Annotated in this window: 10 protein-coding genes; 3 read left to right on the top strand and 7 right to left on the bottom strand. The window is 75.3% G+C overall.

What is annotated here, in order from left to right:
• Window positions 1-170: 170 nt before the first annotated feature.
• Together AC3EVP_RS36335 and AC3EVP_RS36330 are read right to left on the bottom strand one after the other, a co-directional pair.
• On the bottom strand, window positions 171-1,799 hold the full coding sequence (locus tag AC3EVP_RS36335; protein WP_435137917.1) for a glycoside hydrolase family 43 protein: 1,629 nt from the start codon (window positions 1,797-1,799) through the stop codon (window positions 171-173).
• Window positions 1,784-3,850, bottom strand: a complete 2,067-nt coding sequence (locus AC3EVP_RS36330; protein ID WP_435137914.1) for a glycoside hydrolase family 31 protein — start codon at window positions 3,848-3,850, stop codon at window positions 1,784-1,786. Before AC3EVP_RS36330 ends, AC3EVP_RS36335 begins: the two co-directional genes overlap by 16 nt.
• Window positions 3,851-4,313: 463 nt before the next feature.
• Between AC3EVP_RS36330 and AC3EVP_RS36325 the strand changes: the two genes are divergently transcribed.
• The gene (locus AC3EVP_RS36325; RefSeq protein WP_435137911.1) at window positions 4,314-4,976 is read left to right on the top strand and encodes a uracil-DNA glycosylase; all 663 of its coding nucleotides are present in this window, start codon (window positions 4,314-4,316) and stop codon (window positions 4,974-4,976) included.
• Window positions 4,977-5,010: 34 nt separating this feature from the next.
• On the opposite strand, the gene AC3EVP_RS36320 is transcribed toward AC3EVP_RS36325, so the two are convergent.
• Entirely contained in the window at window positions 5,011-5,907 is an 897-nt protein-coding gene (locus AC3EVP_RS36320) for a DMT family transporter (RefSeq protein WP_435137908.1), read from the bottom strand.
• On the opposite strand from AC3EVP_RS36320, the gene AC3EVP_RS36315 reads away from it, so the two are divergent.
• Window positions 5,906-7,444: an aminotransferase-like domain-containing protein gene (locus tag AC3EVP_RS36315; RefSeq protein WP_435137905.1), complete on the top strand. Its 1,539-nt coding sequence runs from the start codon at window positions 5,906-5,908 to the stop codon at window positions 7,442-7,444. The genes AC3EVP_RS36320 and AC3EVP_RS36315 overlap by 2 nt on opposite strands.
• A 121-nt stretch (window positions 7,445-7,565) precedes the next feature.
• On the opposite strand, the gene AC3EVP_RS36310 is transcribed toward AC3EVP_RS36315, so the two are convergent.
• From AC3EVP_RS36310 to AC3EVP_RS36295, 4 genes are all read right to left on the bottom strand, one after another.
• Entirely contained in the window at window positions 7,566-8,462 is an 897-nt protein-coding gene (locus AC3EVP_RS36310) for a GH25 family lysozyme (protein ID WP_435137902.1), read from the bottom strand.
• 382 nt (window positions 8,463-8,844) lie between these two features.
• Window positions 8,845-9,270: an NUDIX hydrolase gene (locus tag AC3EVP_RS36305; protein ID WP_435137899.1), complete on the bottom strand. Its 426-nt coding sequence runs from the start codon at window positions 9,268-9,270 to the stop codon at window positions 8,845-8,847.
• A 138-nt stretch (window positions 9,271-9,408) separates the two neighbouring features.
• Window positions 9,409-9,939, bottom strand: coding sequence for a P-loop nucleotide/nucleoside kinase family protein (locus AC3EVP_RS36300; protein ID WP_435137896.1), 531 nt, complete (start codon window positions 9,937-9,939; stop codon window positions 9,409-9,411).
• Window positions 9,940-9,950: 11 nt separating this feature from the next.
• Window positions 9,951-10,853, bottom strand: a complete 903-nt coding sequence (locus AC3EVP_RS36295) for a YhjD/YihY/BrkB family envelope integrity protein (RefSeq protein ID WP_435137893.1) — start codon at window positions 10,851-10,853, stop codon at window positions 9,951-9,953.
• Window positions 10,854-11,115: 262 nt separating this feature from the next.
• Between AC3EVP_RS36295 and AC3EVP_RS36290 the strand changes: the two genes are divergently transcribed.
• Window positions 11,116-11,703: an NADPH-dependent FMN reductase gene (locus AC3EVP_RS36290; protein WP_335980254.1), complete on the top strand. Its 588-nt coding sequence runs from the start codon at window positions 11,116-11,118 to the stop codon at window positions 11,701-11,703.
• Window positions 11,704-11,763: the final 60 nt, after the last annotated feature.

Here is an 11,763-nt window from a genome sequence, read left to right as displayed (position 1 = left end):
GTTCCCCAGAGCTTCGCCTGGGAGGGACCCCCACCCTCCGCCTTGCGATCAGGGGGCACCGCCCATGCCGTAGGCCATGGGGGAGCACCAGGCCCCGTCGGCCCCCGCCCTTTGGGCGGGACGACGCTATTTGTCAGACACGGCCTAGCACCTCGGTGCCGGGCCACCGGTCAGCCCGCCCGCACCGGCGGCTCCGTGCAGCGCAGCCGGAAGCCGCCGAAGTCGGCGGTGAACGAGGCGTCGACCAGGTCCTGGGCGTGGAGGGCGGCGACGGCCCCGGTGAAGCGGGGGCCGCCGCCCTCGTCGGAGAGCCTGCCGAAGTCCAGGGCCGGACCGATCCACTGCCGCGGGCCCTGCTGGCGGAACCAGAAGCGGGCCGCGCCGTCCCGGACCCGGGCGCCGAGGGTGACCGGCGCCCCGGCCGCCACCTGCACCGGCGGGTGCTGCCGCACCTCGTCGGCGTCGCGTGTCACCAAGCTCAGTACTACCCGCCCCGATCCCCGCCACTGCTGGCCGCGTTGGGGTTCGCCGGGCGGTTCGGCCCAGGTCAGGTCGAGGGCGAAGTACGCGCCGGTGTGGTAGCGGAGCAGCAGCCCCGCGGCCTCGCCGAAGGTCCGCGGCAGGGCGTCGACGGTCACTTCGACGTCGCAGTCGTGCTCGGTGATCCGCTGTGCGAGCAGGCTCTGGTCCCACAGCGACTCCGGCCCCTGGCGCCCGCGCAGCCTGATCCATCCCGGCCGCGCGCCGGTGTCCGCCCAGGACGGGTCCACTGGTGCGCGCAGCGTGAGCCACGGCCATCCGAGCGGGGCGATTCCGGCGCGAGCGGCGGCGTGCTCCTTGTACGGGGCCGGCACCGGCAGGGGCGCGGGGCCGCCGACCTCCGTGGCGGGGTGCCATCCGCCGTGGCGCAGCCGCGGCCAGCCGTCGGCGCTCCACACCACCGCCTGGATCGCCGTCTCGCGCCCCAGCGGCGACCGCGGCCCGTCGGGGGTGCGCAGCGGGCGGGAGGCGAGGTGGCCGAGGAACCACTGCCCGTCCGGGCTCTCGACGAGTTCCCCGTGCCCGGCCCGCTGCAAGGGCAGCGCCGGGTCGTCGCGGGAGGTCAGCAGCGGCCGGTCGTCGAGCTCGTACGGGCCGAGGAGGGAGCGGCTGCGCGCGGTGAGCACGCCGTGGTCCGGGCCGGTGCCGCCGTCGGCCACCAGCAGGTAGAACCACCCGCCGTGGTGGAGGAGTTTGGGCCCCTCGACGAGGCGGTCGTGCTGGAGCAGCAGGTGCGTGCCGCCGACCGGGCGCAGGGTGGCGCGGTCCAGTTCGGTCGCCACGATGCCCGCGAACCGCGCGCCGCCGGGCCGGTGGTCGCTTTGCAGGTTGACCAGCCACGTCCGGCCGCCGTGGTGGAAGAGCGACGGGTCGAAGCCGTAGCCCGGAAGGCGCCGGGGCGTGCTCCAGGGCCCTGCCGCGTCGGGGGCGGCGGACGTCCACGTCTCCAGGTCGAAGTAGCGGCCGCCGACTGCCCGGACGACGGAGTAGACGACGCGGAAGCGCTCTCCGTCCCAGCTCAGCCCCGGAGCGTAGATGCCGCCGGAGTCGGGCACCCCGGCCAGGCTGCCGCCCGGCACGGCCCCCTCGACGTGCCCGGCGAACTCCCAGTCGGCCAGGTCGCGGGAGCGGAAGACCGGGATCGTGGGGAACCACTCGAAGGAGCTGACGGCCGCGTAGTACCAGGGACCCACCCGGATCACGGACGGGTCGGGGGCGAAGCCGCGGATGACGGGGTTGCGGATCACGGACGGGGCCACGGGGCCTCCTCGGGAGCGGGGGAAAGCGGGCCGTCGGCGGTGTCGGGCGCGCCGTACCCGGTCAGGGCGGCGGTCACGGGGGCGCCCTGACGGACGAACACCGGCAGGTGCTCCAGCGGCGCCGCGGCGGTCGGCGCGGTGCCGCCGTCGTGGACGGCGCCAGTGGCCGCCTCGACCCACCGCGCGCCGGCGGGGAGGTGGACCGTGCGCTGCCGCCGGCCGGCTGCCAGCACCGGCGCCACCAGCAGGTCCGGTCCCAGCAGGAACTGGTCGTCGACCTCCCACGCCCGCTCGTCGGCGGGGAAGTCGAAGAACAGCGGCCGCATCGGCGGGGCGCCGGTGCGGTGCGCGGCCGCCGACAGCTCCATGAGGTAGGGGCGCAGCCGCTCGCGCAGCCGCAGGTGGGCCACGAGGACCGGGTACGCCTGCGCGCCGTACGACCAGACCTCGTTCGGGCCGCCGGTCATCGATGCCTCGAAGGGCTGCCGGGGCTGCCGGTCGCCGTGCAGGCGCATGATCGGGCAGAACGTCCCGTACTGGAACCAGCGCACGAGCAGTTCGCGGTACTCCGGGTCTTCCGGGTCGCCGCCGGCGAAGCCCCCGATGTCGGTGTTCCACCAGGGGATGCCGCTCATCGCGACATTGAGGCCGGCCCGCACCTGGGTGCGCAGCGAGGCGAACGTAGGGGCGATGTCGCCGGACCACAGCGCGGCGCCGTGCCGCTGGCTGCCCGCCCACGCGCTGCGGACGAGGCTGAGCGGGCGGTCCTCGCCGAGGCCGCGCAGCCCTTCGGCGACGCCCTGGGCGTGCAGGGTCGCGTAGAGGTTGCCGACCTCGGTGCCGGACCCGGCGGCGTAGACGGCGCGCACCGCCTCTTCCGGGGAGAGGTCCGGCTCGCAGGCGTCGAGCCAGAAGGCGGTGATCCCGTGGGCGGCGTAGTGCGCGCGCAGGCGCCCCCACAGGAACCGGCGGGCCGCGGGGTCCGTCGCGTCGTAGTAGGCGGTCGGCCGCCGGTCGGTGCCGTGGCCGCGGACCGGCCAGGGGTGGGTGAGCAGCCCGCCCCGGGAGTCGCGGACCAGCAGCCCGGCGTCGCGCAACTGCGGGTAGGCGGTGGCGTCCGGCTCCACCGTGGGCCACACCGACACGGCGAGCCTGACGCCGAGGGAGTCCAACTCCTCGACCATGGCGGCCGGGTCGGGCCAGTCGTCCGGGTCGAAGCTCCAGTCGCCCATCCGGGTCCAGTGGAAGAAGTCGCAGACGATCACGGACAGCGGCAGCCCGCGGCGCGCGTACGCCCGGGCGGTGTCGAGCAGTTCGCGCTGGGTGCGGTAGCGCAGCCGGGACTGCCAGAAGCCGGCCGCCCACTCGGGGAGCAGCGGCGGGTGCCCGGTGGCGTCGGCGTAGGCGGACATGATCTCGGCCGGGGTGTCGCCCGCGGTGATCCAGTAGTCGATCTGGCGGCCCGCCTCGGCCACCCACCGGGTGGTGTCCGCGCCCAGCTCCACCCGTCCCATGGCCGGGTTGTTCCACAGCAGGCCGTAGCCGCGGGAGGAGTGCAGGAAGGGGATCGCCGTGACCGCGTTGCCCTGGACCAGGTCCACCACCAGGCCCTTCTGGTCCAGCCGGCCGTGCAGGTGCTGGCCCAGGCCGTGCAGCCGCTCGCCGTCGTACGCCGTGAAGTGCTGCTCGAAACGGTGGCCGCCGCCGGGGCGCGGTGCGTGCACGCGGGGGCCGGCGTGCAGGGCGTAGGGCCGCTTCTCGGCGAGCAGTTCGCGCCCGGTCGCGGTGTGGGTGAAGCGCAGACGGCCGCCCGCGTCGGCCTCCACGGTCAGCCGGCCGTTCACCAGGCGCGCCCGGCCGCCGACCATCGCGGGTTTCCCGATGTCCGTGCCCGCGGGCGGGGGCGTCGACAAGGCACCGGGGGCGGTGTCGTCGAGGACACCGGTGGTGGCACGCACCCGCACCGCGCTGGGCCCCCAGGGTTCGACGCGCAGGATCTCGTGCGGCGTGCGGAACTCCAGGCCGTCGGCGTAGAGGTGGAAAGCTGGCACGGGGACACTCGTTTCGGCTGCGGGTCGGGGCGTTCGGGCGGGGCGTGCGGGGCGCGGTGGTGCGGTGGCCGGGTGAGTGGAGAGCGGCGAACCGGCTCGACTCGCGAAAACCTTTTCGGTACGTCGGCGGCGCCCGGTGAACGTCCACAACTGCCGTCGGCCGCCTCATCTCCAGGGGCCTCCCGAATCGGCGCGGCCGCGGCGCCTCCTCGTCGCCGGGTGCTCGGTGTGCGGTAGTTAAAACGTTTCCAGACCCGGCGTCAACGGGTCTGACACACACCGTGGGACGGCGTCCGCCGTGCGGTACGCGATATGCCCTGCCTCGCCCGCGTATCGGGCCTGAATCGGTTCATCCCGCCCGGCGCCAGGGTGGGTCCGGGTGGGTCCGGCTGCACCCGGGCGGCCGGTGGGAAGCGGTACGGTGCGGAGTGGCGGTGCGTGGACAAGGGTGGGCGGGTACGACGTGAACGGTGCGGGCGGGGTCGACACGGCGCGGTTCTGGTCGCTGCTGCGGGAGTTGCCCGCGCCCGAGGACGCGGAGTTCCTGTACGGCGCGGACCCGGCGGGGCGGCTGCGGACGGCGAACCTGCGCCGCTACCTGGAGTTGATCGCCCGCGGCCGCCCCCGGGTCATGCTGGTCGGCGAGGCGCCCGGCTACCGCGGCCACACCGTCAGCGGCATCTCGTTCACGAGCGTGCGCCAACTCACCGCCCGGCCGGGCCTGATCACCGGCGACCCGGCGGGCGACGGCTTCCGGGTGCCGGAGCACCCCGCGTTCGGGTGGGAGGCGTCCTCGGCGGTGGTGTGGGGCGCGATGGCCGCCTGGCGCGGGGCGCTGCCGCTGTTCTGGCCGATCTACCCGCACCATCCGCACGCCCCGGGCCGCCCCGCCTCCAACCGCACCCCGCGCGCTTCGGAGGTGGCCGCGGGCGCGCCTGTCGCGCTCGCCCTGGCCGAGGCGTTCGGGATCACCACATACGTGGCGGTCGGCCGCAAGGCCGAAGCGGCGCTGGCCCGGGGCGGTGTGCCCGCACGGCCCGTCCGCCACCCCGCCCAGGGCGGCGCCCGTATCTTCACCCGCCAACTGGCCGAACTGAACGAGGAGTTGGCCGGGCCGGCGGAGTAGGGCCGACTCGGCACCGGGGGCGGCCGCCGGCGGGTCAGCTCCGTGCGCGCTGCGTGGCCGCGATGCACAGCAGGACGGCCAGGGCGGCGAACGGCGTGACAGGGGAGAGGTGCTCACCCATCAGCAGCACCGCCCACGCCAACGTCAGGAGCGGCTGGGCGAGTTGGAGTTGGCTGGCGCGGGCGACCCCGATGGCGCCCATACCGCGGTACCAGACCACGAAGCCGCCGAACTGCGAGACCAGCGCGACGTAGAGCATGCCGGTGAGCGCGTGCCCGGTCAGGTGCACCGGTTCGGTCGGCAGCGCGAGCGCGGTGACGACCGCGGTGGCGGGCAGCGCGGCGACCACGGCCCAGGCGATGACCTGCCAGCCGGGCATGTGCCGGGCCAGCCGGCCGCCTTCGGCGTACCCGGCCGAGCAGACGAGCAGCGCCCCGAACAGGTAGAGGTCGGCGACGGTCGGCCGGCCGTGGCTCTGCTGGAGGGTGAAGCCGATGACGACGGCGGCGCCGGCGACCGCGCCGTACCAGAAGAGCCGCGGCGGGCGCTCGCCGGTGCGCGCGACCGACACCGCCGCCGTGGCCAGCGGCAGCAGGCCGATGACGACCGCGGAGTGGGCGGTCGAGGAGGTCCGCAGGGCGAGGGTGGTCAGCAGCGGGAAGCCGAGGACGCACCCGGCCGCGACCACCAGCAGGCCCGGCCAGTCGCGGCGCCGCGGGACCGGTACCCGGCCGGCGAGCAGGCAGGCGCCGGCGGCGAACGCGGCGAGCACCCCGCGCAGCCCGGTCGACGTCCAGGGCCCGAAGCCCCGAAGTGCCCACGCGGTGGCGGGAAAGCTGAAGGAGAAGCTGAGCACGCCGGTGGCGGCGAGCAGGGCGCCGTGGTTCGCTGCTACCCACCGCTGTGCAGTAGCGCTATCTTGTGCTGACATGAATGAGGGTAGCAGTGTGGACCACCTGGTCGCCGCGCTCCGGGCCGAGCTGGCCCAGTGCCCTGAAGGTGCCCGACTGCCCTCCAGCCGGGCCCTGATGGAGCGCCACCGGGTCAGCCCGGTGACGGTCTCGCGCGCGATCGCCGTCCTCGTCGCGGAGGGCGAGGTGGCCTCCCGCCCGGGCGCCGGGGTCTTCCGCACTCGGCCGCACGCCCCTCACCGGGCCCGTGGCGACCTGTCCTGGCAGGAGGTCGCCCTCTGCGCCGACCCGGTCCCCGGCGACGGGCCGGCGCCCCCACCCGGGCCCGCGGTGCCGCCCCCGGCCCCCGGCCCGCACACGCCGCTCCCGGCACCTGTCCCGCCCCCGGCACCCGGCCCGCGGACCGCCGACGCCTCCGGCGTCCTCGCCACGCTCGCCGTGCCCCCGCCCGGCGTGATCGACCTCGTCGGCGGCTACCTGCACGCGTCGCTGCAACCCGAACGCGCCCTGGCCGGCGCGCTGGCCAGGGCCGGGCGCAGACCCGGGACCTGGGAGCGGCCCCCGGTGGAGGGGATCGCGGAACTGCGGGCGTGGTTCGCGCGGGACATCGCCGGGCCCGGCGCCGCGCTCGGCGGCGCCGACGTGCTGATCGCCGCCGGAGGCCAGAGCGCGCTGGGCACCGCGCTGCGCGCGCTGGCCGCCCCGGGGGCGCCGGTCCTCGTCGAGTCGCCCACCTACCCGGGCACGCTCGCCGCCGCCCGCGCGGCCGGACTGCGCCCGGTGCCGGTCCCGGTGGACGAGGACGGGGTGCGCACCGATCTGCTCGCCCAGGCGTTCCGGGCCACCGGTGCGCGGGTGTTCGTCTGCCAGCCGCTCTTCCACAACCCGACCGGCGCCACCCTGTCCGCGGAGCGCCGCCCGGAAGTGGTGCGCGTCGCACGGGCCGCGGGGGCGTTCGTGGTCGAGGACGACTTCGCCCGGCGGCTCGCCCACGCCGACGCCCCGCCGGCGCCCGCGCCGCTCGCCGCGGACGACCCCGACGGTGTGGTGGTGCACGTGCGGTCGCTGACCAAGGCCACCTCGCCCTCGCTGCGGGTCGGGGCGCTGGCCGCGCGCGGGCCGGTACTGGAACGGCTGCGCGCCACCCAGGTGGTGGACAGCTTCTTCGTGCCGCGCCCGCTCCAGGAGACCGCGCTGGAACTGGTCGGCTCGCCCGCCTGGCAGCGCCACCTGCGCACCCTGGGCGGCGCCCTGCGCGAGCGGCGCAACGCGGCGGCCGAGGCGCTGCGCCGCGAACTGCCCGCGCTGCGGCTGCGGGTACCGTCCGGCGGCTACCACCTGTGGCTGCGGCTGCCGGACGGCGCCGACGAGCAGGCCCTGGCCGCGGCGGCGCTGCACGCGGGGGTGGCCGTCACGCCCGGACGGCCCTACTTCGCGGCCGAGGCGCCGGCTCCCCACCTGCGGCTGAGCTACATCAGCGCGGTCAGTACCGGCCAACTGCGGGAGGGCGTCGGCCGGTTGGCCCGGGCGTACGCCGCCACCGGAACGGCCCGCTGACGCCGCAGCACCCGGGCGGCGTCAGCATCGGCCGGCTCCCCGGCTCCCCGGCTCCCCGGCTCCCCGGCTCCCCGGCTCCCCGGCTCCCCGGCTCCCCGGCTCCCGGTCTTCCGGCCGCCGGTCAGGGCGTGTTGTTGGCCAGCGCCAGCAGCCGCGCACTGCTCGCGCTGAACCGGTCGCGGTCCACCGCGCCCGAGACGCCGCTCACCGAACCGGAGTCGGAGTACTGCCAGAACGTCCAGTACGGGAAGCCGCTCGGGATCGTCGGGCTCGCAGCGGTGGTCCAGTGGGCCACGTTGAGCGGGCTCTTGGCCGACATGCCGCTCCAGCCGCCGGTGCAGGTGTTCCACCAGCTCGGGCTGGTGTAGATCACCACGTCGCGGCTGGTCTTGGCCTTGTAGGTGTTGTAGAAGTCCAGAATCCACGACTGCATCGCCGCGGTGGTCTTCCCGTAGCAGCCGCCCTCCAGGTCCAGCATCCCCGGCAGCGTCAGGTTGTCCGCGGACCAGGCGCCGCCGTGGGCGGCGAAGTAGGTCGCCTGCGCCGCGCCGGTGGACAGGTCCGGGTGCGCGAAGTGGTAGGCGCCCCGGATCACCTTGGCGTTGTAGGCGCCCAGGTAGTTGGCGCTGAAGTTCGGGTCGGTGTAGGTGGTGCTCTCGGTCGCCTTGATGTAGGCGAACTGGATGCCCGCGGCCTTCACCGACGACCAGTTGATCGAGCCCTGGTAGTGCGAGACGTCGATCCCCTCGGGGTAGGTCGCGTCCGGGGACATGATGCCCTTGGCGTCGGTCTGGAGGTGCTGCGGGTCAGGGGTGAAGTTCTGGGTGTCCTGGACGTAGCCGATGCCCATGTAGCCCTGGCCGACGGGGATCGAGCTGCTGCCGGACGGCGCGGGCGCGGCGGTGGCCGCGCCGGTCGTCGACACCGCGGCGGCCAGCGCCAGGCCGGTGGTGAGCACCGCGGCGGTGGTCAGGTTGCGCCGTCGTACGCTGCGGGCGGTGCGGTTTCGGGAGAACAAGGCTTTCCTCCATGCACGTTGAGGTGGGGGGAGCGTGCGGGTGGTGGCGCGGGGGGTGCTCGTTTCCGTCCGGCGTGGGGTCTACTCGCGTAGCCCCGCCCTCACAAGCGGCCCTTGCGCGGTGGAGAACGGGGGGAGTTGGTGCGGGTGTGGTGCGCGTGGTGAACGCGCCACGAGTGACGCATGGACGACCCCGTTCCGTAAAGGGGTTGGCAAAACCCCCGGTGGTCCAGACCACTTGGCCGCGCCCGGAGCTGCGACGACAGGTGCTTCCGCCGGTAACTTTCAGCGCCCTGAAAGCCTGGCCGTACGCCTGTTTGTCGCACGATCGGGTGACGGCGCCAGGCTTGCTCCGGCTCGGCGGGTGCGCGGCCGGCTGCGCTCAGGGCGCCATCCGCAGGGCGTCGGCGGCGGCGGGGGACAGCCGCATCCCTGGCAGCTCGGCCACCGGTATCCAGCGGGCCGCGGCGGTCGAGCCGCCCTGCTCGGTGACGGCCGGCCGGCCCGGGGCGAGGCGGGCGAGGTAGAACAGCGCGACCAGGTGCCAGCTGACGCCCAGCCGCTGCGCGGCATACGTACGGGCGCCGAGCAGGCGGGCGTCGAGCACCTCGAGGCCGGTCTCCTCGCGCAGCTCGCGGGCGAGCGCGTCGGCGGGCTGCTCGCCCGGGTCGATGCCGCCGCCGGGCAGGTGCCACGCGCCCGGCTCGAACACCGGCGAGGCGTCCGACAGCTTCGTGAGCAGCATGCCCCCGTCCGCCCGCGCGACGGCGTAGGCGGAAACCCGGGTACGAACGGCGCTCTCCGACATGCTCTCCTCCGCTGGCAGTACGGCTCGGAACGGCGACGGACCCATTCGACCACGCGTACGCCCGCGTTGTCCCGGAGCACCGTTGGCCGCGCCCCGCGGCACGCCCCGACCGGCGGCACGCCCCCCGCCACTCCGCCGCTACGACGCCGACGACGGCCAGCGGACCGCGGACCAGGCGGCCCAGGACCGGTAGGGGGACGGCGGCGGCCCGGGCGGCGCGTCGGCGGCGAGCTCGGCGGGGGTGGGCTCTTCGAACCGGGCGCGCCAGCTCAGCAGGTCCGCATCGGTCATCGGGAAGGTGGCCTCCGGGGTGGTGGCCTGGCGGTGGGCGATCCGGGCCCGCTGGGTGGCGTGGTCGACCGGCAGGTACCGCAGCCGGCAGGACGCGCCCGCGGACGCGGCCAGCCAGCGGATCGCGGACCGCTCGTCGCGCGACCAGCAGCCGAAGTCGAGCACCACGTCCGTGCCCAGCCGCAGCGCCTGGAGCGCGACGGAGATCAGCCGCCCCTCCAGGACGTCGCGCTTGCCGTTCGCCCGGGAGTCCCCGAAGAGCGGGATCATCCACTCGTCGGGGGTCAGCCGCAGCGCGCCGTGCTCCGCGGCGATCTGCCGGGCCAGGGTCGTCTTGCCGGCGCCGGGCAGGCCGACGGTGAGGAACAAGGTGGTCACCGGGGGATCGTTCACCGCGGGGGGCGGGTGGGGCAACGGGATTGCGCGGCGGGCGGTGGCGGCGGCGGCGGTTCCGGTGGCGTGGGGCCCGGCGGGGCCGGGAGGGGCGGGAGGTGGCGGGAGAGCGGGGGCTCGGTGGCCAGGACGGCGCCCGCGGTGATCGTGAAGGTCAGCGCGACGCAGATCGCGATCAGCCACGACAGGAGGGTGAAGACCGAGCCGAGCGGACCGTAGGCGGCCAGGCTGCGGTTGAGGGCGACCGGCATGTAGACGCGGGCCGTCACCGACAGCGCGGTCATCGCCGCGGCCGTGAGCACCGCGCCGGGCAGCAGCGGCAGCCACGGCAGGCGCGCGCCGAGCAGCAGGTGCTGGGTCCACCACCACACCGCGAGGTCGGCGAGGAAGATCAGGGGCACCCCCAGCCACGGCCCGGCCCCCAGTCCGTGCCGCAGCGGCCCCTGGAGGAAGAGCACCGCCACCCACGCCACGATCCAGGCGAACCACCGCCACACCACCACCCGCGCGGCCGCCTTCGGCAACTGCCACGCCCGCTCGCACACCCGCGCCATCGCCCGGCTGCTCGCGGTCGCGGCCAGCAGCGCGATCACCGCCCCGATCGCCCCGGTGGTCTGCCGTTCGGTGCCGGTGTCGGCGCCGTGCTGGGGGCCGTAGAGCTCCTGGAGCTGGCGTTGCGCGGTGCTGTTGAGCCCGAAGAGGTCCTGCGCGGAGTCCAGGATGTGCGTGCGGACGGTGTCGGGGCTGAAGGCCGCCGCCACGAACATGAACGGCACCGCGGTGAGGAAGAGCTGCGCCGCCAGCCGGGTGGCCGCGTCGAGCAGGTTCACCGACAGCAGGCGCGCGGTCAGCTCCGTCAGCACGGGGAAGCGCCGCTCGGCCGCGTGGCGCGCGGCCACCGCCCGTCCTCGCACCGCGGCCCAGCGCCCGCGCCGGGACCCGTCTGCCCCGCGGTCCGGGCCGCCCGGAGGCGGGGCCGCCGTGGCCATGGCTACCTCCGGCACGTGGGGGACGCACTGAGGGCAGTATGCGACGGATGCCGGGTGTGTGCCGCGCGGGCGGGCCGCTGGTGGCCGGGGCGGGACGGCCTCCGTACGTCACTAAGGTATCTTTAGTGCCGCCGGAGGACCCGGCCCGTGGATACGCAGAAGGAGACACGCGATGGCGAAGCTCGGGATCATTGTGGCGAGCACCAGGCCGGGGCGGGTGGGCCTGCCGGTCGCCGAGTGGTTCGAGGAGGAGGCCCGCACGCACGGCGGCTTCGACGAGATCGACCTGATCGACCTCGCCGAGGTGGCGCTGCCCTTCATGAACGAGCCGGGCCACCCGCGGCTGGGCCAGTACACCCACCAGCACACCCGCGACTGGAGCGCCCGCATCTCCGGCGTCGACGCCCTGGTGTTCGTGATGCCGGAGTACAACTACGGCTACAACGCCGAGCTGAAGAACGCCCTCGACTACCTGCACAACGAGTGGCTCTACAAGCCGGTCGGCTTCGTCAGCTACGGCGGCGTCTCCGCGGGCACCCGCGCGGTGCAGATGGTCAAGCAGGTCGTGACGACCCTCAAGATGACCCCGGTCGCCGACGCCGTCAGCATCCCCTTCGTCCGGCAGTTCGTCGACGACGAGTCCAAGGTGCAGCCGAACGAGACGATGCTCGCCTCGGCCAAGGCGATGCTGGACGAGCTGGTCCGGGTCGAGGAGGCGCTGCGCCCGCTGCGGCCCGCGCCCGTCGGCCAGGACGCCTGACACTCCACCGGCGGGGGGGGGGGGGGGGGGGGGGGGGGGGGGGGGGGGGGGGGGGGGGGG

The sequence above is a fragment of the Actinacidiphila sp. bgisy144 genome, from assembly GCF_057708105.1.
Note: the sequence above shows the minus strand (reverse complement) of the source record. Positions and strands in the feature narration are given on the sequence as shown.

Coding starts and splice junctions, on each gene's coding strand:
- AC3EVP_RS36315 (WP_435137905.1), top strand. CDS start 5,906: ATGAATGAGGGTAGCAGTGTGGACCACCTGGTCGCCGCGCTCCGGGCC.
- AC3EVP_RS36320 (WP_435137908.1), bottom strand. CDS start 5,907: ATGTCAGCACAAGATAGCGCTACTGCACAGCGGTGGGTAGCAGCGAAC.
- AC3EVP_RS36305 (WP_435137899.1), bottom strand. CDS start 9,270: ATGTCGGAGAGCGCCGTTCGTACCCGGGTTTCCGCCTACGCCGTCGCG.
- AC3EVP_RS36290 (WP_335980254.1), top strand. CDS start 11,116: ATGGCGAAGCTCGGGATCATTGTGGCGAGCACCAGGCCGGGGCGGGTG.